The sequence below is a fragment of the Pseudomonas sp. GD03875 genome, assembly GCF_029840585.1.
GTDB classification, from domain to species: Bacteria; Pseudomonadota; Gammaproteobacteria; order Pseudomonadales; family Pseudomonadaceae; genus Aquipseudomonas; species Aquipseudomonas paralcaligenes.
This window is the reverse complement of the sequence record NZ_JAOCCV010000003.1, coordinates 1-19,611: the sequence shown is the minus strand read 5'-3', so window position 1 is coordinate 19,611 and position 19,611 is coordinate 1. Positions and strand designations below refer to the sequence as shown.

The following is a 19,611-nucleotide window of genomic DNA, read 5'->3' as shown; positions in this document are numbered from 1 at the left end:
GTGCGCCGTGCGCACCGAATCGACGTCGTGCACGCAGGCCTCCTCAGACGGCATTCTTGAGCTTCGGGTCGAGCGCGTCGCGCAGCCCGTCGCCCATCAGGTTGATCGCCAGCACACTGAGCAGGATGGTCAGCCCCGGCAGGGTGACCACCCACCAAGCGCGCTCGATGTAGTCGCGGGCCGAGGCCAGCATGGTGCCCCACTCGGGCGTCGGCGGCTGCACGCCGAGGCCGAGGAAGCCCAGCGCGGCGGCGTCGAGGATGGCCGACGAGAAGCTCAGGGTGGCCTGCACGATCAGCGGCGCCATGCAGTTGGGCAGCACGGTGACGAACATCAGGCGCGGCAGCCCGGCGCCGGCCAGCCTGGCGGCGGTGACGTAGTCGCGGTTCAGCTCGCCCAGCACCGCGGCGCGGGTCAGGCGCACGTAGGACGGCAGCGAGACGATGGCGATGGCGATCACCGTGTTGACCAGCCCCGGGCCGAGGATGGCGACGATGGCCACCGCCAGCAGCAGCGCGGGCAGGGCCAGCATGATGTCCATCAGGCGCATGATCGAGGGGCCGAGCAGGCGCGGGAAGAAGCCGGCGGTGAGGCCGAGGAGGATGCCGGGAATCAGCGACAGCAGCACCGAGGCCAGGCCGATCAGCAGCGACAGGCGGGCGCCGTGGATCAGCCGCGAGAGCAGGTCGCGGCCCAGTTCGTCGGTGCCGAGCAGGAAGCGCGCCTGGCCGCCCTCCAGCCAGGCCGGCGGGGTGAGCAGGGCGTCGCGGAACTGCTCGCCGGGGGCGAAAGGCGCCACCCAGGGGGCGAACAGCGCGCAGAACAGGATCAGCAGCATGAAGCCGAGGCCGAACACGGCGCCCTTGTTGCGCGAGAACGCCTGCCAGAATTCCTTCAGCGGCGAAGGGTAGAGCAGCGCCGGGCCGGCGGCGGATGGCGTGGTGCTGGCAGTCATCGCACGGCCTTTATGTAGGAGCGGCCTTGGCCGCGAAGCTTTTGTGTCGACTTTGTTCGCGGCCAAGGCCGCTCCCACGGGAGGTTGGGCATCGGTGATCGCCTCATCGCTGGTGACGGATGCGTGGATTGACCAGGCCGTAGAGGATGTCCACGACGAAGTTCACCAGGATCACCAGGCAGGCGATCAGCAGGATGCCGTTCTGCACCACCGGGTAGTCGCGGGCGCCGATGGCCTCGATCAGCCACTTGCCGATGCCCGGCCAGGAGAAGATGGTCTCGGTCAGCACGGCGCCGCCCAGCAGGCTGCCGACCTGCAGGCCGAACACGGTCAGCACCGGGATCAGCGCGTTGCGCAGGCCGTGGACGAACACCACGCGGGCCGGCGACAGGCCCTTGGCCCTGGCGGTGCGGATGTAGTCCTCGCGCAGCACTTCGAGCATGGCCGAGCGGGTCATGCGGGCGATCACCGCCAGGGGGATGGTGCCCAGCACCACGGCGGGCAGGATCAGGTGCATCAGGGCATCGCCGAACGCGCCTTCCTCGTCCGAGAGCAGGCTGTCGATCAGCATGAAGCCGGTGACCGGCTCGACGTCGTAGAGCAGGTCGAGGCGCCCGGACACCGGCGTCCAGCCCAGGTACACCGAGAAGAACATGATCAGCAGCAGGCCCCACCAGAAGATCGGCATGGAGTAGCCGGTCAGCGAGATGCCCATCACCCCGTGGTCGAACAGCGAGCCGCGCTTGAGCGCGGCGATCACGCCGGCGGCTACCCCCAGGGTGCCGGCGAACAGCAGGGCGGCCAGGGCCAGTTCCAGGGTCGCCGGGAACAGGGTGAGGAACTCGCTCCACACGCCCTCACGGGTGCGCAGCGACTCGCCCAGGTCGCCCCGGGCCAGCTGGCCGATGTAGTCCAGGTACTGGGCCGGCAGCGGCTTGTCCAGGCCCAGGCGCTGCATGGCTTCGGCATGCGCCGCGGGATCGACCCGGCGCTCGCCCATCATCACCTCCACGGGGTCGCCGGGAATCAGGCGGATCAGCGCGAAGGTCAGCAGGGTGACGCCGAAGAAGGTCGGAATCAGCAGCCCCAGGCGCCGGGCGATGAAGGACAGCATGGCGTGGTGGTACTCCGGGTCGTCAGGTGGTTGTTTTTGCTCCCGCCCCGTGAAAGGGGCGGGCTTTTCTCCCTCTCCCTTTGGGAGAGGGGAGTGAGTGTGAGGGGAGGGTCATTGCTTGCGCCGCACATGGGCGAAGTTGTTGGAGCCCAGCGGGCTGAGCACGAAGCCTTCGACGTCCTTGCGCAGCACGGCGAACTGTCTGGGGTGGGCGAGGACGATCCACGGCGCCTGGTCGTGGAGGATCGCCAGGGCCTCGCGGTACAGCGCCGCGCGGCGGTCGGGGTCGGCCACGCGGCGTGCCTCGCGCACCAGCAGGTCGAATTCCTTGTGGCACCAGCCGGCCTGGTTCTCGCCGCTTTCGGCGGCGGCGCAGGACAGGTTCGGGGTGAGGAAGTTGTCCGGGTCGCCGTTGTCGCCGGCCCAGCCCATGAACACCAGGTCGTGCTCGCCGTTCTTGGCGCGCTTGATCAGTTCACCCCACTCGAACACGCGGATGTCGGCCTGGATGCCGATGGCGGCCAGGTCGGCCTGCAGCATCTGCGCGCCGATGCCCGGGTTGGGATTGGTCGACCCGCCGCCGGGGCGAGTCCAGATCGACAGCTTCAGCCCCTGCTCGTGGCCGGCCTCGGCCAGCAGCTTGCGGGCGCGCTCCACGTCCTTGGGCCAGGGCTGCAGGCGCTCGTCATATCCGAGCAGGGTGGCCGGGTAGGGTGCCGCCGCCAGGCTGGCGTTGCCCTCGCCGTACTGGGCGCGCAGGTAGGCCTGGCGGTCGAAGGCGAGGTTGATGGCCTGGCGCACGCGCACGTCGTCCAGCGGCGGGCGGCGGGTGTTGAGGGCGACGTAGGCGGTCAGCAGCGAGTCCAGCTCCAGCACTTGCAGGTCCTTGTTCTCGCGCAGGGCCGGCACGTCGCTCGGGCGGGGGAACACGGCGATCTGGCAGGCGCCGGCCTTGAGCTGCTGGATGCGCGTGTTGGGATCGGGCGTGATGGCCAGCAGCAGGCGGTCCAGCGGCGGCTTGCCGCCCCAGTAGTGCGGGTTGCCGGCGAAGCGCACCTGGGCGTCCTTGGCGTAGCGCTCGAACACGAAGGGACCGGTGCCCACCGGATGGCTGTTGAGTTTGCCGGGGGTCTTCGCCGCCAGCAGCTGCCCGGCGTACTCGGCGGAATAGATGGAGGTGAAGCCCATGGCCAGGTCGGCCAGGAAGGGCGCCTCCGGGTGTTTCAGGGTGAAGCGCACGCGGTGTTCGTCGAGGGCCTCGATGCGCTCGATCAGCTCGGCGAAGCCCATGGCCTCGAAGTAGGGGAAGCCGCGCGGCGACAGGGCGTGCCAGGGATGGTCCTGGTCGCGCTGGCGCTGGAAGCTCCACAGCACGTCGTCGGCGTTGAATTCGCGGCTCGGCTTGAACCAGGGCGTTTCGTGGAATTTCACGCCCCGGCGCAGGTTGAAGGTGTAGGTCAGGCCGTCCTCGCCGACCTCCCAGCTCTCGGCCAGGGCCGGGACGATGCGGGTGCTGCCGGGGGCGAACTGGACGAGGCGCTCGTATACCGTCTCCGCCGAGGCGTCGGCGGTGGTGGCGGCGGTGTACTGGACGATGTCGAAGCCTTCCGGGCTGGCCTCGGAGCAGACCACCAGGGACTGCTGGGCGAACGCCGGCAGGCCGGCGCCCAGGGCCAGGAGCAGCAGGAGAGTGCGCATCAGCGATCCTTCTGTGGGTGAGCGGGCTCTTGCGTCTGCACGGAGTTTACCCGCTGGCCCGGGCGATGGTCCTGTAAAGACTGCTTGCGACCTTGTGAGCTCTGAAAAAGCCTCCCGCTGTCACTCCCGCGCAGGCGGGAGCCCAGGCGCTGCGGGCCTCTGGACTCCTGCCTGCGCGGGAATGACGACGGTTTCAGAGTATTCCTCGGGTCAGGCCTTGCCTGACCTTCGCTCGACGGCTTTTCGTGCAGAACCTAGGGCAGTTGCACCTCGATCACCCCATCGGCGCTCATGCTCACCCGGCTGGTGCCGGCCTCGATCTGCGGCGCGGCCTCGCTCTTGCTGAAGCTGCCGCTGTCCATCGCCATCGCCCGCATCGGCATGATCGGCTGGAAGCCGCCGCTGTTGAGGTTCAGGCTGACCAGCTTGTAGCCCTTGCCACCGACCGCCTCGGTGGCCAGCTGGGCGCGCGCCTTGAAGGCCTCCACGGCGCTCTTGATCAGGCCGTCCTCGCTGGATTTGCGGGTGTCCTCGGCGACGGCGAAGCTCATGTCGGCCATCTTCAGCTCGCCCAGCAGGTCGGCGGAGAGCTGGGACAGGCGGGCGAACTCGGCGCTTTCCAGGCGCAGCTCGGCGCGTTCGCGCCAGGCGCTGATCTTGCTGCCTTCCTTCTCGTACACCGGGTAGCTCTGCCGGCTGCCCAGGCTGACCTTGACGCCCTGGACCTTGCGCGCCTTGTCGAGAGCGGCGTTCAGGGTCTTGGTCACGCCGGCGGCCAGCTCCGCCGGGTCGTCGCTCTGCGCCTCGGTGTAGAGCGTCACGTACATGCGGTCGTGGGCCACTTCCTGGCTCACCTCGGCGCGCAGGGACACCTGGTTGTAGCGCGGCTCGTCGGCCATGGCCGGCAGGCTGGCGAAGGCGGCGCTCAGGCCGAGGGCGAGCGGGGCGGCGAAGCGGTTGAATGCGGGCATGGGAACTCCTTGCGGGTGATTGTCCTGGGGTTTGACGAAGGTTTCAGACTATTCGGGTCAAGGGCGGTTCGCCCATGACGATATTCTTCCGCTCGCCCTGCCGCCACCCGCGCGCGACGTCAGCCGATGAGGCTCAGTTCCTTGGCCCTGACCACCGCCTGCACCCGGCTGGAGACGCCCAGCTTGACGTTGATCCGCTGGGCATGGCTCTTCACCGTGTGCAGGGACAGGTGCAGGTGCTCGGCGATGTCCTGGTTGCGCAGGCCCCGGGCGATCATCTGCAGCACCGACAGCTCGCGGCGGCTGAGTTGCGCCAGCGCCGCCGAGGGCGAGTCGGCGCACGGTACGCTCGCCTTGCCCGCCCAGCCGGCCAGGCCCGGGTCCGAGGGGCGGCAATGCCACTCCATCCCGGCCATGCCCATGCGCCGGCCCAGGGCCAGACCGTCCAGCAGGGCGCCCTGGGCCTTGCGCTGGCGCCCGCGGGCGAAGTGGCTTTCCGCCAGGGCGAACAGCAGTTCGCGCCCCATGCCGTGGCGACCCTCGTTCAGGGCCTGGTGCAGGCGTTGTTCCAGCTCCGCTTCGAGATCCTGGCCGGCGGCCGACAACGCCCTGGCGCGCAGCAGCCATAGGCGCTGGGACAGTTCGGGGCAGGCGCCGCTGGCGTCCTGTTCCAGGCACTGCCCGGCCAGATGCAGGGCCCGCGCGTGCTGGCCCTGGCACAGCCACAGCCGGCCCCGCAGCAGGCCGACCTTCGCCCGGTAGCAGGACTCGTCCACCCGGCGCTGCTGCAGCTCGCGCTCCAGCTCGGCCAGGCGCGAGAAGGCGGCGGGGAAGTCGCCGGCTTCCGCGTCCAGTTCGGCCAGCCCGAGGTACCCCTGGGCCAGCCAGGGATCGGCGCATTCGGTACATTCGCGCAGGCCCTGGCGATAGAGGCTGGCCGCCTCCTCGCGCTGCCCCAGGTGGGCGAGGAGGCGTGCCCGCCGCAGCCGCGCGCGTCCGCGCAGCAGATCGGCCGAGGCATCCCGTGGCAGCGCCTGGAGCAGGCGCTGCAGCAGGGTGTCGGCGCGGCCGAGTTCGCCGCGCATCTCCAGCATCTCCGCGTGCTGCAACAGCAGCAGCCCCTCCAGGGCCTGGCAGTCGTGGCGCCTGGCCAGGCCGGTGGCGCGGCGGTTCAGGGCCTGGGCGTCCGCGATCCGGCCCTGGGCCAGCGCGGCGTCGGCCAGGGTCAGCCAGGCCAGCCCCGTTTGCGCCCAGGCCCAGTCGGGCAGTTGCGCGGCGGCCTCGCCGAGCGCCTGCGCGCCCCGCCCGCGCGCGTGGGCGAGCAGCGTGGCCAGCAACTGCCCCTGGGCCAGCAGCTCCCGTTGGCGGCGGGCCGTGGGTTGCGGCAGGCTGCGCGGGAACAGGGCGAGGCAGCTTTCCAGCTCGTCCAGGTGCCCGGCGAGCAACAGTGCCCAGCCTTGCAGGATCACCAGGCGCGGCGAGCCTTCCAGCCATTCCGCCGGCAAGCGCTGGCGCCAGTCCAGCAGCAGGGCCAGGCCGCGCCCCTGCAGCAGCCGCTCCAGGGGCAGGCGTTCGAGCAGGCTGGCGGCGGCCTCCGGCTGTTCCGCCCGCAGCGCGTACCGGATGGCGTCGCACAGCTCGCCCTGCTCGGCCAGGTGCCGGCTGGCGTGGCGGTAGAGCGAGCGCCGTTGGGGCTCGGGCAGGCGCCCGGCCAGTGGATGGGCGACGGCCGGGTGGATGCGGAAGCCGTTGCCCAGCGGTTCGACGAAGGCGCCCAGGTCGTGGAGCCGGCGGATGCAGTGCGCCCCCGTTCGACGCCGGCCAGCTGCTCGCAGAGTTCGGCCGCGCTGCCCGGCAGGCAGGCCAGGGTGCTCAGGGCCTGGCAATGCCCGGGCGCCAGGTCCTCCAGCAGTTCCTGTTCGAGGTAGTTGCGCAGCATGTGTTCGCCGCGTTCCGGCGCCTGCGCGGTCAGCAGCCGCAGACGCACGCCGGCGCACCAGCCGGCGGTCTGCTCCAGCAGCTCGGCGGCCTTGCGCTCCGGTTCCGGCCAGCCTTCCTGGCGCAGCAACTGTTCGAGTTCGCTGGCGGTCAGCGCCAGTTGCGCGCCGTCCAGTTCGTGCAGCTCGCCGGCCAGCAGCAGCCGTTCGAGTTGCAGGCCGCTCCGCCGGCGGCTGGCGAGCCACCAGTGGACCTGGGGCGAGGCATGCAGCAGCAACTGGTTCAGCAGCGCGTCGAACTCGGCGTCGGCACGGCGCGGCAGGTCGTCGAGCATCAGCCAGATCGGGGCCTGCCGTTGCGCGAGTCCGGCCAGCACCTGCTCGGGCTCGGCGCCGTCCAGGTCGAGGGCGGCGGCCAGCCGGGTGAGGAAGGGGCCGATGGCGGGAGCCTGCCCGTACAGCTCGAAGCGGCACAGCCGGGTGTCGTCCGGGCAGGCTTGCGCGCATTCCCGGAGCAGGGCGCTCTTGCCGCTGCCGGCCGGGGCCCACAGCAGGTGGATGCGCGCCGGGCTGCGCAGCAGGCTCTGGCTGAGTCGCGGGCGATGCAGGTGGCCGGTCGCCGGCTCGGCGTCACGGGGCGGCGAGGGCATGACGGGTCGCTCCTGTGGTTTGCGCCGATGCTAGGCGGGCCACGGGGCGGGGATGATCCCCTGAATGGGGGGCGGGTGGGGCAAAAAAGAGGGCGACCGGAAGGTCGCCCGAAGTCATGGAGTAGCTCGGTTCCCGGGCGCCGCGTGCGCGGCGGACAGGCCCGGCGTCAGAAGCTGACGCCGACGCTGAGTGCGAGGAAGTCGCGGTCGACCAGGGTGTTGTACGTGCCGCCGAAGAAGTCGGTGTAGGACAGGCTGGCGCTGTAGGTGTTGGCGTATTCGGCGTCCAGGCCCAGGCTGATCGCCTTGGCGCCCTCGGTGAACAGGCCGTTGGGACCGTAGCCCTTGACGTCGTGGGACCAGGCGATGCTCGGCTTGAGGTTGACCCCGGCGAACACGTTCGGGTAGTCCCAGATGGCGCGTACGCGGTAGCCCCAGGAGGTGCTGGTGGCGAAGCCATCGTCCTCGCAGTACTTGCTGGCGTTTTCCGCGCCGGCGCCATTGCCGGCGCCGTTGTTCAGCGTGCCCTTGTTCAGGCCCACGCAGGTGGAGTTGCCGGCGCTGGCGGGGAACAGTGCGCCGGCGGTGTTGCCCAGGGTGCCGGGCAGCGGCCCCGGGCCGAACACCGGGTCGCGGCCGTAGCGCGCCTTGTCGCTGCCTTCCAGGCCGCCGATGTGCGCCACGCCGACTTCGCCGACCAGGGTCAGGCGGCTCGCCCCCATGATCTGGTCGATGAAGTGGGTGAAGGTGGTCTGGAACTGGGTGATTTCCTTGCGCCGGTAGCCGACGGTGTCCTGCCCCGGGGTGCCTGCCAGCACGGAAACGTTGCCGAAGCCGAGCATGGGCGTCAGTCCGGAGTAGAGGATGTCGGTGGAGTTCAGCTGCACCGGCGCGTTGGGCCGGTAGCTGATCTCGCCCTGCCAGGCGGTGCCGGTGGGCAGGGTGGTGGCGAAGCTCAGGCCGTACAGCCTGATGTCCTCGGGGTAGTCCATGAAATAGCCGGCCTTGGAGGCGCCGGCCACCGCGCGCAGCGAGCCGGTGGGGCCGGTGGCCGGGAAGGCGGCCTCGATGGCGTCGATGGTCGCCTGGTCGGGCATCGACAGGCTCATGAAGGGCGTGCGGCTGTGGTAGTTCATGAAGTAGGCGCCGAACTCGGTGTCCAGCGGTTCGAACAGGTAGCGCAGGGTCAGGCCCCACTGGCCGTCGTCGCGCGCATCGCGGTCCGCGCCGCGCCGGATCAGCACGCCTTCCTCGTTGACGTCCGCGCCGTAGTTGCGTTCCAGGGCGGCGAGCAGCGCGCCGCCGAGCGGGGCCGCCAGCACCGAGCGCGGCGACAGCGCGCGCAGGTTGTTCGAGCAGCCGTCGCTGACCACGTCGGTCTGGGCGAAGAAGGTGCCGCAGTTGTCCAGCACGGTCTGGTCCCATTCCAGCTGGTAGAAGGCCTCGGCGGAGAGGTTGTCGGTCAGGCTCTGCGAGAGGTAGAGCATGTTGACCGGGATCAGGCCTTCCTTGAGTTCGGCGCCGGGGCGGCGGAAGGCGGAGACGTCGACCGGGTTGATGGCGTTGATGCCGTTCATGATGAAGGTGCTCTCGCCCCAGCTCACCACCTGCTTGCCCACGCGCACGGAGCCCGGCAGCCCGGCGATGTCGTAGTTGTGGTAGAGGAAGGCGTCGAGCAGCTGCGCGCCGGAGGACTGCGAGCCTGCCTTGCGGTTGCTGTCGTCGATGTCCTTGAACAGGCGGCCCTCGTCCTTCAGCTCGAAGTCGTACCAGTACTTGCCGCGCAGGAACACGCCGGTGTCGCGGTACTTGAGTTCGAGGTCGTGGAGGCCCTTGAAGATCTTCGAGAAGGTTTCGCCGCGCTTGAAGTTCTGGCGGCTGTCGTCGGAGGTCTGCGACAGGCCGTCACCGCCGTTGTTGGCGCCGATCAGGTCCGGGTCGGCGCTGCGCGTCGACCAGCTTGCGCCGATGGACAGGGTCGAGTCGAACTGCCCGTCTATCTCGCCGATGTTGAAGGTGGCGGCCTGGCTGCCGGCCGCGCAGCCCAGGGCGACGGCGGCGGCGAGTGCCTGCAGGCGGAATGCTGCGCGCGGTGTGATGTTCTTCATGCGGCTCCCCTCTTGGGTGTTCTTGTTGGCCGCAGTAGCTAAGCAACTCGCTTTGCCGGTCGAAAGCGCCGAAGTAGCGATTCGAAATTCATCCCTTGGCCCCGCGCCGGTGGGCCGCGGGCTGCGCCGGAGGGCGCCCCCCATTCGGGGGAGATTTTCCCGGCGGGTGGATTGTTAGCGTGGGTAACAGGCGGACTCCGGTCTGTCGCCCACGCTCATATCCGTTCATCGAGGAAAGTCGAATGTCTCCAATAAGAACCTGGCTGCAGTCCGGGGCTTTCTCGCTCGCCACCCTGTCCACTGCCGTGCTGGCCGCCGTACCCGCCGACGAGGCCGCCCAGCTCGGCGCCAACCTCACCCCGATCGGCGCCGAGCAGGCCGCCAACGCCGACGGCAGCATTCCGGCCTGGACCGGCGGCCTGGCCAGGGATGCCGCCCCGGTGGATGCCAATGGCTTCCTCGGCAACCCCTATGCCGACGACCAGCCGCTGTTCACCATCACCCAGGACAACCTGGAGCAGCACCGGGACAAACTGACGCCCGGCCAGCTGGAGATGTTCAAGCGCTATGGCGCCAGCTACAGCATGCCGGTCTACTCGACCCGGCGCAGCGCGGTCGTGCCGGACGCGGTCAACAAGGCGATCAGGAAGAACGCCACCGACACCACCCTGGTGACCGGCGGCAACGGCCTGCAGAACTTCGATACGGCCGTCGCCTTCCCCATTCCGAAGAGCGGCATCGAGGTCATCTGGAACCACCTCACCCGCTACCGCGGCGGCAGCTTCTCCCGGGTCATCGCCCAGGCCACGCCGCAGGCCAACGGCGGTGGCACCATCGTGACCTTCGAGGATCGCTTCACCTACCGCACCAACCTCAAGGACTACGATCCCGCCAAGCCCAGCAACGTGCTGTTCTACTTCACCCAGAACGTGCTGCAGCCGGCGCGCCTGTCCGGCAACGTGCTGCTGGTCCACGAGACCCTGGACCAGGTCAAGGAGCCGCGCCTGGCGTGGATGTACAACTCCGGCCAGCGCCGCGTGCGCCGCGCGCCGCAGGTGTCCTACGACGGCCCCGGCCAGGCCACCGACGGCCTGCGCACCTCGGACAACTACGACATGTACAACGGCGCGCCGGATCGCTACGACTGGAAGCTGATCGGCAAGAAGGAAATCTACATCCCGTACAACAGCTACAAGCTGGCCTCCACCGATCTGAAGTACAGCGACATCCTCAAGGCGGGCCACATCAACCAGAACCTGGCGCGCTACGAGCTGCACCGCGTCTGGGAAGTGGAGGCGACCCTCAAGCCGGGCCAGCGCCACATCTATGCCAAGCGCCACTTCTTCATCGACGAGGACACCTGGCAGGCCGCCGAGATCGACCACTACGACGGCCGCGGCATGCTCTGGCGCGTGGCCGAGGCCCACGCCATGCAGATGTACGACCATCAGGTGCCCTTCTACGCCCTAGAGACCCTGTACGACCTGCAATCGGGCCGCTACCTGGCCCTGGGCATGAACAACCAGGAGAAGCGTTCCTACGACTTCGGCTTCCAGGCCTCCAGCGCCGACTACACCCCGGCGGCCTTGCGCAACATGGGCGTGCGCTGAGGCGTTCGGCGGGTACTTCGGCCACCTTCGGGTGGCCTTTTTTAGGGGGCGTCCGGGACGGGGGCGTCTGCCCGAGGGGAGCGCCTGTCGATCTCTGTCGCTGTCGCCAGCCGCTCGATTTTCCCTGGGGTGCAATGCGGCAAGACCGCCCGCTTTACCCAGTCGCGCCGACCTGTCCGATGCGCTCGTCCCTCTACGCCAGGATTCCGCTCACTTTTCTGAAGGGGCGTTTGGCACGCCTGATGCGCTGGCGATGCGAGGCTCTGTCCTCCGTCTGGGCGCTATCACCAGCGGCTCGCTTTCCCTAAGACAACCCCCCAGCCCCCAAGCCCCGTCATACCGGCGCAGGCCGGTATCCAGATGCCCGCTTCGGGTCGCCTGCGGGTTTCCTGGACCCCGGCCTGCGCCGGGGTGACGGGGGAAGGGGAGGTGTCGGTGGGTAAGGTGAGGTTCTGAGTCGAAGGGCGCGGATGGAGGGGGCCGCGGCGCTCAAGGCGCGGCGGTTATCCGCATAACGGCCGCGCCCGCCCGGGGCTTCCCGGGCGGGCGCGGGCTTGCCCGGCGTCAGTCGAGGCGCTCGAAGTCCGCCAGCTTGAAGCGCTTGTCGAAGAACGGCTGCAATGGCGCGTAGAGGCGGAAGTACACGAACCAGCCATCCTCGCCGACCGTGCGCATGGGCGATGCGAAGCGCTGCAACCTGTCCGCCGTCTGGGCGCTCTCGCCAGCGGCTCGCTTTCCCTGAGACACCCCCCAAGCCCCGTCATACCGGCGCAGGCCGGTATCCAGATGCCCGCTCCGGGTTGCCTGCGGGTTTCCTGGACCCCGGCCTGCGCCGGGGTGACGGGGGGAGGGTAGGCGTTGGTGGGTAAGGTGAGGTTCTGAGTCGAAGGGCGCGGATGGAGGGCGCGCGGCGCTCAAGGCGTGGCGGTTATCCGCATACCGGCCGCACCCGCCCGGAGCTTCCCGGGCGGGCGCGGGCTGGCCCGGCGTCAGTCGAGGCGCTCGAAGTCCGCCAGCTTGAAGCGCTTGTCGAAGAACGGCTGCAACGGCGCGTAGAGGCGGAAGTAGACGAACCAGCCATCCTCGCCGACCGTGCGCATGAAGTTGCTCTCGTACCCCGTCGGCGCCCTGGCGCCGATGTAGAGGTCCACGGAGCCGTCGGCGTTACGCTTCAGGTCCTTCAGGCGGCTGTCCAGGTTGGCGCTGCGCAGGGTACCGGTGCCGTTGTTATAGGGGCGCCGGGTGTCCTCGCTGTACAGGGTCAGGGCCCAGAACTGGCCGACCGGCACGTCGGCCGGCACGCGCAGGCGATAGGTCTTGTCGGCGCGCAGCAGGCGTCCCTGGCTGTCGCGCTTGGCGGTCATGAAGACCTGGCCCGTGCCGACCTGCGGGTCGATCATGCCCTTGCTGCTGCTGACCGCCTCGTAGAACCAGGTGGCGCGCTGGTCGATCTCGATCTTGCTGTCGGTTTCCTGCGCCAGCGAGAAGTCGAGGCTCTTGTACCACTGGGTGCCGGCCCAGTACGGCTCGGTGTAGCGCGGGTTGATCTGCAGGTTGCGGGTCATCAGCTCGCCGAGGGCGGCGCCCTGGCGGAGCAGGTGTGCCTGCCGTTCGTCCGGGGCGAAGCGCTGGCCCTTGGCGATGCCCAGCGGCTCCAGCAGGGCCATCCAGGGCTTGTCCTGCTCGCGGATCGGTTCGCTGGCGACGATCTCGCTCAGCGTCTTCCAGTAGTCGAGGCCGCGCGGGACGGTGGCCGACCAGGGCTTGTCGAGGCCCTCGACGAACTCGATGGCGACCGGCTTGCCGCCCACCGCGGCGATCTTCATTTGGGACATGAAGCGTTCCTTGAAGCCCGGTTCCTCATCCAGCAGGCGCAGGCCGATGAGGACGTTGTTGGTGGCCGACTGGACGACGTGCACGCCGTCCTGGCGGTAGCGCTGCGGGTCGTCCTGCGGGCCGACGATGATGTAGCGGCCGCCCTTGCCCTGGTCCGGCCCGGTCAGACCGAAGTCGGTGACCGGCCTCTGCCAGAAGTCGAGGACGCCGCCGGCGGTCTTGCCCGCCGGGTAGTCGACCACGACCGGGCCGTCGGCGAGGTTGTCGAAGTTGAAGATGTAGGGCGTGGTCAGGTTGCCGGTGACGATGCCCAGCTTCTCGTTGAAGCTGGTGAGCACGGCGAAGCGGCCGCGCGCGTTCGGCCCGTACTCGGCGTTCTGGCGGTCGCGCCAGGTGGCGATGCCGACCAGCGGGGTCGACCAGATGTAGGCCTGGCTGGCGCGCTGCAGGTCCATGGCGTCGAACAGCGTCCGTGCGCTGTCGTCGGTCAGGTAGCCGTGCTGCAGTTCCAGGGTGCCGTAGGGGCTGGCGATTTGTTCGTCGCCCTTCAGTCGCGCCTGTTCCAGCGGCACGGCGGCCCAGACGGCCGGTGCGGCCAGCGCGATGGCCAGCGCCAGTGCGGAGAGGTGTGCCGAAGCGTATCTGTTCATCCGTATCACTCCCGGGTGGTCAGGAAGCGGCCGCCGGCTGCCTGCCGGGGCCGCTGAGCGAGGGGTTCAGTTGCCCATTTTCACGGCGTTGCCCAGGGGATCGTGGCCCTCTTCGTCCGCCGAGCGCAGCAGCGCCTTCAGGGCGGACGGCCCTCGGCGTCTTTCAGGCTGGCGCCCCAGAGGTCGGCGATGGTGGGGGCGATGTCGATCATGCGGATGAAGGGCACGGTGTAGCCCTGGCGGAAGGCGGGGCCTGAGGCGATGAAGCTGGCGGCCATGTCCGGCTCCGAGGGCAGGTAGCCGTGCATGCCGCCGCGGAACAGGCCGCCGGTGGGCATGAGCAGGCCGGCCTTGGGCTCCGCCAGCGTCAGCATGTAGCCGGAGGTGCCCGAGAGGGCGAAGACCGCGCCCGGGTAGCCGCCCAGCCGCTCGATCTCGTCCTGCTCGAGGGGCACGACCAGGTTCTGCAGGTCGGCCGTCGCCATCCTGCGCAGGGCGTCCACGGCCTTGCTTACCGCTTGTTGCGGGGCGCCCTCGACGGGGTAGAAGGCGGCCGAGCCGCCCTGCACGATCGAACTCAGCACGGCGGACTTCGAGCCGGTGGCGGTATTGGCGTCGGCGAGCATGGCGTTGACGTTGATGCCGGTGTGCACGGGCAGGAAGCCGTGGTCGCTGACCACGATGAAGTTGGTCTGCTCGCCCAGGCCGGCCTCGGCGACGGCCTTGCGCAGGGTGCCGAGGTGCTGGTCGATGCGCTCGAAGGATTTCAGCGTCCTGGCGTCGTCCGGGCCGTACTCGTGGGACTTGTGGTCGGCGTCGAGGAAGTGCACCAGCAGGAACTGCGGCTTCTTCTGGCGGATCAGGTTGGCCGCCAGGTGCACGGTCAGGTCGTCCAGCTCCTTGCCGCCATCGGGGTGGAAGAAGGGCTTGATGATCTTGGGCGCGCCACCCGCCGCCAGGGCGTCGAACAGGCCCGGCGTCGCTCCGTCGCGGATGTCTTTCACCGGGTTCATCAGGTAGAAGCCGAGGTTCTCCGGCACCAGGTAGTCGACCTCGGCGCCGTAGCTCACCGGCCAGGTGACGATGCCGGTGCTCAGGCCCTTCGCGCGGGCCAGCTGCCAGAGGGTCTGTGCCCGGATTTCCTCGGCGTTCAGGTACCACTCGATGCCGGCCTTGAAGTTGCCGATGATGCCGTGGCGCGCGGGGCTGGTGCCCGTGACCAGGCTGGTGTGGGACGGGTAGGTCACGGTGGGGAAGACGCCGATCACCCGCCTGGCCTGGATGCCGGCGCGGGCCAGTTCGCTGAGGTTGGGCACCTGGATGCCCAGGCGCTCGGGTTCCAGGTAGGTCTGTGGGCGCATGCCGTCGACGGAGATCATGATGACCCGCTGCGCGGCGTCGTCCGCCATCGCGCCCGAGCAGAGCAGCAGCGCTGCCAGCGGCAGCCATCGGTGGAAAAGGTGTTTCATCGCGGTACTCCAGTAGGTGCTTTTTTATTGTGGGTGCTGCGAGCACTGGCCGGCGCCGGGCGGCCGGTGTCCCGTGTCAGTCCAGCTTCTCGAAATCGCCGGGTATCCAGGTCTTGTCGAAGAAGGCCTGTTCCGGCCCGTACAGGCGCAGCAGGCTGAACCAGCCCTTGCCGGGCACGGTGCGCACCCAGTTGGCGTCCTTGTCGACCGGCGCCTGCGGCCCGAAGTACAGGGTCACCGAGCCGTCGGCGTTGGCCGTCAGGTCATCGCGCGAGCCGATCGAGGGGAACGGCTGGCCGTTGTCCAGCCCGGAGCCGCTGACGGCGTCGTAGGCGGTCACCGACCAGAACAGCTTGGCCGGGACGCCCGCCGGCAGGGTCAGGCGGTAGGTCGAGTCGCCGCTGAGGAACCGGCCCCTGGAGTCCTTGATGCCTTCGAGGAACTTGGCGCCGACGCCGGGGATGGAGGTCATCATGCCGGCGCTGGTCGAGTAGGCGTTGATGAACATGTGCACCTGGGCGTCGAGGTCGGTGTAGTGCTCGCCCTTGACCTGGAAGAAGATGTCGTCGACCGACTCGCGGAAGTCGTCGCCGCCGTTGCGCACGTGGGCCAGCCACTGGCGGTCGGCGTACCACCTGGCCTTGGGCGCTTTCTCGAACTGTTCGAAGGCGATCACCTTGGCCATCTTCCAGGCGCTCTGCGCCGCCAGGTCGAGCAGCTTGCGCTGTTCCTCGCTGGGTTTGAACGGCTGGCCCTTGACGATGCCGATGGCGGCGGCCATGCCGCGCATGTAGTGGTCCCTGGGGTCGACCACCTCGCTCTGGATGAAGCGGTCGAGGATCTCGAAGTAGCTGGCGTCGCCCGGCGGCAGCAGGTTGGCCGGCACGCCGGAGGCGTCGGGGAACTGCATCGGCTTGGCCGCGCCTTCCTGCCCCAGCGGGTAGACCTTGATCCGCTCCAGGCCGGCGACGGCGGGCGCCAGGTTGTTCGGGTCCTGGAAGAAGCTGCGCAGGAACAGGAACACGCCGTTGGTTTCGCTGCGGTAGACGAAGTAGCCGTCCGGCACCTCGCCCTGGTAGCCCGGTGGCAGGATCAGGTAGCGCCCGCCCTGGCCGCGATCCGGGCCGGGCAGGCCGATATCGCCGTAGTGGGTGCGCCCGTCGAGGGTCGGCCCCTGGATCGGCCGGTGCCAGAAGTCGTCGATCAGCGCTTGCAGGCCGGGCGGAGCCTCCACCACCAGCGGGCCGTCCTGGCCCAGGTCGAGGAAGCCCAGGCCGTAGATCACGTCGGAGTTCGGCGTGAGGATCAGGGTCTTGGCGTCGAGCCGCTGCTTCCACAGGGCCATGACGTTGTAGCCACTGCCGAAGTGGCGCGCGGTACCTTCCTTCATGGCGTACATGTTCACCGCCGGCAGCGCCCAGTGGTAGACCTGCACGGCGCGCTGGAAGAACAGCTCCTGGGCCAGGTCACGGCTGGCCTGCGCGGTCGGGTAGCCCTGCGCGAAGGGCTGCTGGGCCAGCGTCTGCAGACGTTCGAGCTGGCCGGCGCCAGCCTGGCAGGCCAGCGTCAGTCCAGCGGCGGTTATGGCCAGGCGCAGCCCCTTCCTGCTTTTGTCGAGGATCATGAGCGTCTCCTATTGCGCCAGGTAGCCGCCATCGACCACCAGGTCGCTGCCGGTCATGTAGCTGGAGTCGTCCGCGGCGAGGAACAGCGCGGCCTTGGCGATTTCCTCCACGCTGCCCAGGCGGCCCATCGGGATGCGCTGCTGCAGGTAGCCCTGGAACTGCTGGGCCAGGTCGCCGCCGGCCTGCTCCAGGCCGCCGCTGATCATCCGCGTCATCACGTAGCCGGGGCACAGGTTGTTGATCCGCACCGGGTAGCCACGGCGCGCGCAGTGCGCGGCGGCCGAGCGGGTGAAGATGCGCACGCCGCCCTTGCTGGCGTTGTAGGAGGGCACCAGCGGCTCGCCGATGATGCCCTCGATGGAGGCGACGTTGATGATCGAGCCGCCGCGCTCCTTCATCGCCGCGATGGCCTGCTGGGTGCCGATGAACACGGCGTCCAGGTTGATCGCGTTGGTGCGCCGCCATTGCTCCAGGGTCAGGCTCTCGACGTCGGCGAGGATGGCGATGCCGGCATTGTTGACCAGCACGTCGAGGCGCGCCCAGCGCTCGCGCACGGTTTCCATGACGCGCTGCCAGTGCGTCTCGTCGGTGACATCGTGCTGCTGGAACAGGGCGTTGAAGCCCTGCTGGCGCAGGCGCTCGGCCTGGCTCTCGCCGTTGTCGGCGTCGATGTCGGTGAGCAGCACGGTGGCGCCTTCGGCGAGGAAGGTCTCGGCGATGGCCAGGCCGATGCCGCTGGCGGCGCCGGTGACCAGGCACACGCGGTTGTTCAGTCGTTTCATCTTGTCGTCGCTCCGGTTCAGGTCTTCAGGTTGGCCTGCATGGCCGCCACGAAGGGTTCGATGTAGTCGGGGAACAGCTGCTCCAGCGGCGTGCCCTGGAACTGCGGCAGGTGCAGGGCGTTCCAGTTGGCCCACAGCGGCATGCCTTCGGGGCACTCGGTCGCCGCCACGCCGATGGCCATCACGGTCTTGAGCGGGCCGGGCGGCTGCGCGGCATAGGCCGCCTGCCACTGCGCGGCATCCAGGTAGTGGCGCTCGACCTGGCGCCCGAGCAGGCGCTCGCGCATGTCCAGCAGCTCGTTCCAGCTGCAGTAGGCGGTGGCCGCCACCGGGCACACGGCGTTGCGCGAGGCCGGGTGGGCCAGCACGTGGGGGATGATGCGGCCGACGTCGCGGCCGGTTGACCAGGCCATCCTGGCGTTGCCGTCGCCCATCACCGCCACCGGTTCGAGCAGGTAGTACTCGGGCCACAGGCCGGCGGGGATGATGGTGTAGTCCAGCCCGGCCAGCTCGATCACCCGGCGGATGAAGGCCTTCTGCCGGGCCATGGCGCGGTGCTCGGTGTCGCTGGGCCAGAACTGCTCCCACTCGTAGATGAAGCCGAACTCGGACGGCACGAAGCGCTCCACCCCGGCCTCGCGCGCCGCGTAGATCAGCGCGTACTGGCTCTCGGTGGCCGCGTAGGGGGCGCAGGACACCAGGTAGTCGGTGCCGCGCAGCGCCGGGATCAGCGAGGCGTGGGAGGCGATGTCGGCCTCGATCAGGCGCACGCCGCGCTCGCGCCAGCGGGCGTACAGCGCCTGCTTGTCGGCCTCGGCGCGGCCGCCGAGGGTCGAGCGGTCGCGATCCTGGCCCTGGCGCAGCAGCACCTGCACCTCGAACAGGTCCTGCTCCAGCATTTCCTCGACGCAGGCGCTGCCGGCCACGCCGGTGGCGCCGTAGAGGGTCACGGTCTTTCTCATGGTGAAGTTCCTTGGCTCGCGCGCAGCAGGGCGATGAAGAGCAGGGCGTAGAGCAGGTCGATGCTGGCCAGCGCCGGCAACTGCCAGCCGACGTTGCCGGCCAGGTAGTGCGCCAGCACGGTCGCCACCACCGCCAGCTTGGCGCCGGCGCCGAGCAGGGCGAACGGGCGGTACTGGCGGAAGTCGATGGCCAGCATCAGGTAGGCGCAGCCGAAGGCGATGACCAGCACCGCGAACAGGTCGACGAAGACCCGCGCGCCCGCCGCCACCGGCTCCAGCGCCAGCAGGCGCTCGACCAGCGGCAGGGCGAGGATCAGCCCGCCGCCGACGGCCCAGTTGAACAGCGTCGCGCTGAGCAAGAGGCCGCGTTGGCCGGGCATGCCCGCTGCTCCGCTCAGCACGCCGTGGCGCCGCCGTCGAGCACCAGCTCGGCGCCGGTCATCCAGTCCGCGGCCGGGCTGGCGAGGTAGAGCACCGCCGCGGCGACGTCGCGCGGCAGGCCGTAGCCCAGCGGGTGCAGCGACTCGACGAAGGCGTCGGCGCTGGCCGCGTCCGGGGCCAGGCCGACCCGCACCATGTTGCTGACCACGTTGATGCCCATGTCGGTCTTGATGATCGCCGGGTGCAGCGAGTTGATCCGCACGCCGTAGCTCAGCCTGGCCGCCTCGATGGCCGCCGCCTTGGTCAGCAGGCGTACCGCGCCCTTGGAGGCGCAGTAGGCGCCCAGGCCCGGCGTACCGACCAGGCCGGCCACCGAGGACAGGTTGACGATCGAGCCGCCGCGCCCGCTGGCGCCGCCCGGGCGCATCGCGCGCAGGGCGTGCTTGATGCCGAGGAACACGCCGTCGACGTTGATCGCCATGGTGCGCTGGAAGTCCTCCAGCTCGCACTCGGCGAGCAGCGCGGCGGTTTCGATACCGGCGTTGTTGACCAGGATGTCGAGGCCGCCGAACCGGTCGACGGTGCCATCCACCGCCGCGATCCAGTCCGCCTCGCGGGTCACGTCGTGGCGCAGGAAGGCGGCGCGGCCGCCGTGGGCGGCGGCCAGGCGGCTGGCGGTCTGTTCGCCCAGCTCGACCAGCACGTCGCTCAGCATCACGCTGGCGCCGGCCTGCAGCAGCGCCTCGGCGATTTCCGCGCCGAGGCCACGGGCCGCGCCGCTGACCAGGGCGACCTTGCCGTCCAGGCGCATCTGTTCCAGGTAGTGGGTCATCTTCTTGTTTCCTCTTGAAACCTGTTGGTCG

Annotated in this window: 16 protein-coding genes; 1 reads left to right on the top strand and 15 read right to left on the bottom strand. The window is 69.5% G+C overall.

What is annotated here, in order from left to right; all coding sequences use genetic code 11:
* Positions 1 to 43 precede the first annotated feature (43 nt).
* The 7 genes from N5D30_RS03060 to N5D30_RS03030 form a co-directional block, all read right to left on the bottom strand.
* On the bottom strand, positions 44 to 955 hold the full coding sequence (locus N5D30_RS03060; protein ID WP_279907602.1) for an ABC transporter permease subunit: 912 nt from the start codon (positions 953 to 955) through the stop codon (positions 44 to 46).
* 103 nt (positions 956 to 1,058) lie between these two features.
* Positions 1,059 to 2,069 (bottom strand): ABC transporter permease subunit, encoded by a 1,011-nt coding sequence (locus N5D30_RS03055; protein WP_279907601.1) that lies wholly within the window; start codon positions 2,067 to 2,069, stop codon positions 1,059 to 1,061.
* Positions 2,070 to 2,180: 111 nt separating this feature from the next.
* Positions 2,181 to 3,767 (bottom strand): ABC transporter substrate-binding protein, encoded by a 1,587-nt coding sequence (locus N5D30_RS03050; RefSeq protein WP_279907600.1) that lies wholly within the window; start codon positions 3,765 to 3,767, stop codon positions 2,181 to 2,183.
* Between the two features lie 254 nt (positions 3,768 to 4,021).
* Entirely contained in the window at positions 4,022 to 4,738 is a 717-nt protein-coding gene (locus N5D30_RS03045; RefSeq protein ID WP_279902708.1) for an SIMPL domain-containing protein, read from the bottom strand.
* A 119-nt stretch (positions 4,739 to 4,857) separates the two neighbouring features.
* The gene (locus N5D30_RS03040) at positions 4,858 to 6,243 is read right to left on the bottom strand and encodes a LuxR C-terminal-related transcriptional regulator (protein ID WP_279907599.1); all 1,386 of its coding nucleotides are present in this window, start codon (positions 6,241 to 6,243) and stop codon (positions 4,858 to 4,860) included.
* Complete coding sequence (locus tag N5D30_RS03035; protein WP_279907598.1) at positions 6,204 to 7,325, bottom strand: hypothetical protein; 1,122 nt, start codon at positions 7,323 to 7,325, stop codon at positions 6,204 to 6,206. Before N5D30_RS03035 ends, N5D30_RS03040 begins: the two co-directional genes overlap by 40 nt.
* 167 nt (positions 7,326 to 7,492) lie before the next feature.
* Positions 7,493 to 9,433, bottom strand: coding sequence for a DUF1302 domain-containing protein (locus N5D30_RS03030; protein ID WP_279907597.1), 1,941 nt, complete (start codon positions 9,431 to 9,433; stop codon positions 7,493 to 7,495).
* Between the two features lie 242 nt (positions 9,434 to 9,675).
* On the opposite strand from N5D30_RS03030, the gene N5D30_RS03025 reads away from it, so the two are divergent.
* On the top strand, positions 9,676 to 11,043 hold the full coding sequence (locus N5D30_RS03025; RefSeq protein WP_279907596.1) for a DUF1329 domain-containing protein: 1,368 nt from the start codon (positions 9,676 to 9,678) through the stop codon (positions 11,041 to 11,043).
* 564 nt (positions 11,044 to 11,607) lie between these two features.
* Here N5D30_RS03025 and N5D30_RS03020 read toward each other — a convergent pair.
* From N5D30_RS03020 to N5D30_RS02985, 8 genes are all read right to left on the bottom strand, one after another.
* Entirely contained in the window at positions 11,608 to 11,739 is a 132-nt protein-coding gene (locus N5D30_RS03020; RefSeq protein ID WP_279907595.1) for a hypothetical protein, read from the bottom strand.
* Between the two features lie 293 nt (positions 11,740 to 12,032).
* Positions 12,033 to 13,529 (bottom strand): DUF1214 domain-containing protein, encoded by a 1,497-nt coding sequence (locus N5D30_RS03015; RefSeq protein ID WP_279907593.1) that lies wholly within the window; start codon positions 13,527 to 13,529, stop codon positions 12,033 to 12,035.
* Positions 13,530 to 13,666: 137 nt separating this feature from the next.
* Positions 13,667 to 14,998: an ectonucleotide pyrophosphatase/phosphodiesterase gene (locus N5D30_RS03010; protein ID WP_279907592.1), complete on the bottom strand. Its 1,332-nt coding sequence runs from the start codon at positions 14,996 to 14,998 to the stop codon at positions 13,667 to 13,669.
* Between the two features lie 76 nt (positions 14,999 to 15,074).
* On the bottom strand, positions 15,075 to 16,622 hold the full coding sequence (locus N5D30_RS03005) for a DUF1254 domain-containing protein (RefSeq protein WP_279907591.1): 1,548 nt from the start codon (positions 16,620 to 16,622) through the stop codon (positions 15,075 to 15,077).
* Between the two features lie 9 nt (positions 16,623 to 16,631).
* A complete protein-coding gene (locus tag N5D30_RS03000; protein ID WP_279907590.1) occupies positions 16,632 to 17,405 on the bottom strand; it encodes a glucose 1-dehydrogenase in 774 nt (257 codons plus the stop codon).
* 17 nt (positions 17,406 to 17,422) lie between these two features.
* Complete coding sequence (locus tag N5D30_RS02995; protein WP_279907589.1) at positions 17,423 to 18,367, bottom strand: NmrA family NAD(P)-binding protein; 945 nt, start codon at positions 18,365 to 18,367, stop codon at positions 17,423 to 17,425.
* Positions 18,364 to 18,747, bottom strand: a complete 384-nt coding sequence (locus tag N5D30_RS02990; RefSeq protein ID WP_279907588.1) for a hypothetical protein — start codon at positions 18,745 to 18,747, stop codon at positions 18,364 to 18,366. The genes N5D30_RS02995 and N5D30_RS02990 overlap by 4 nt, the downstream gene beginning before the upstream one ends.
* A gap of 14 nt (positions 18,748 to 18,761) precedes the next feature.
* Positions 18,762 to 19,580, bottom strand: coding sequence for a glucose 1-dehydrogenase (locus N5D30_RS02985; protein ID WP_279907587.1), 819 nt, complete (start codon positions 19,578 to 19,580; stop codon positions 18,762 to 18,764).
* Between the last annotated feature and the right edge of the window lie 31 nt (positions 19,581 to 19,611).

Excerpts from the sequence above, each read along its gene's own strand:
- N5D30_RS02990 (WP_279907588.1), bottom strand. The coding sequence starts at position 18,747 with ATGCCCGGCCAACGCGGCCTCTTGCTCAGCGCGACGCTGTTCAACTGG.
- N5D30_RS03060 (WP_279907602.1), bottom strand. The coding sequence starts at position 955 with ATGACTGCCAGCACCACGCCATCCGCCGCCGGCCCGGCGCTGCTCTAC.
- N5D30_RS03015 (WP_279907593.1), bottom strand. The coding sequence starts at position 13,529 with ATGAACAGATACGCTTCGGCACACCTCTCCGCACTGGCGCTGGCCATC.
- N5D30_RS03050 (WP_279907600.1), bottom strand. The coding sequence starts at position 3,767 with ATGCGCACTCTCCTGCTGCTCCTGGCCCTGGGCGCCGGCCTGCCGGCG.
- N5D30_RS03030 (WP_279907597.1), bottom strand. The coding sequence starts at position 9,433 with ATGAAGAACATCACACCGCGCGCAGCATTCCGCCTGCAGGCACTCGCC.
- N5D30_RS02985 (WP_279907587.1), bottom strand. The coding sequence starts at position 19,580 with ATGACCCACTACCTGGAACAGATGCGCCTGGACGGCAAGGTCGCCCTG.
- N5D30_RS03000 (WP_279907590.1), bottom strand. The coding sequence starts at position 17,405 with ATGAAACGACTGAACAACCGCGTGTGCCTGGTCACCGGCGCCGCCAGC.
- N5D30_RS03045 (WP_279902708.1), bottom strand. The coding sequence starts at position 4,738 with ATGCCCGCATTCAACCGCTTCGCCGCCCCGCTCGCCCTCGGCCTGAGC.
- N5D30_RS03025 (WP_279907596.1), top strand. The coding sequence starts at position 9,676 with ATGTCTCCAATAAGAACCTGGCTGCAGTCCGGGGCTTTCTCGCTCGCC.
- N5D30_RS03005 (WP_279907591.1), bottom strand. The coding sequence starts at position 16,622 with ATGATCCTCGACAAAAGCAGGAAGGGGCTGCGCCTGGCCATAACCGCC.
- N5D30_RS03055 (WP_279907601.1), bottom strand. The coding sequence starts at position 2,069 with ATGCTGTCCTTCATCGCCCGGCGCCTGGGGCTGCTGATTCCGACCTTC.
- N5D30_RS03010 (WP_279907592.1), bottom strand. The coding sequence starts at position 14,998 with ATGAAACACCTTTTCCACCGATGGCTGCCGCTGGCAGCGCTGCTGCTC.
- N5D30_RS02995 (WP_279907589.1), bottom strand. The coding sequence starts at position 18,367 with ATGAGAAAGACCGTGACCCTCTACGGCGCCACCGGCGTGGCCGGCAGC.
- N5D30_RS03035 (WP_279907598.1), bottom strand. The coding sequence starts at position 7,325 with ATGCCCTCGCCGCCCCGTGACGCCGAGCCGGCGACCGGCCACCTGCAT.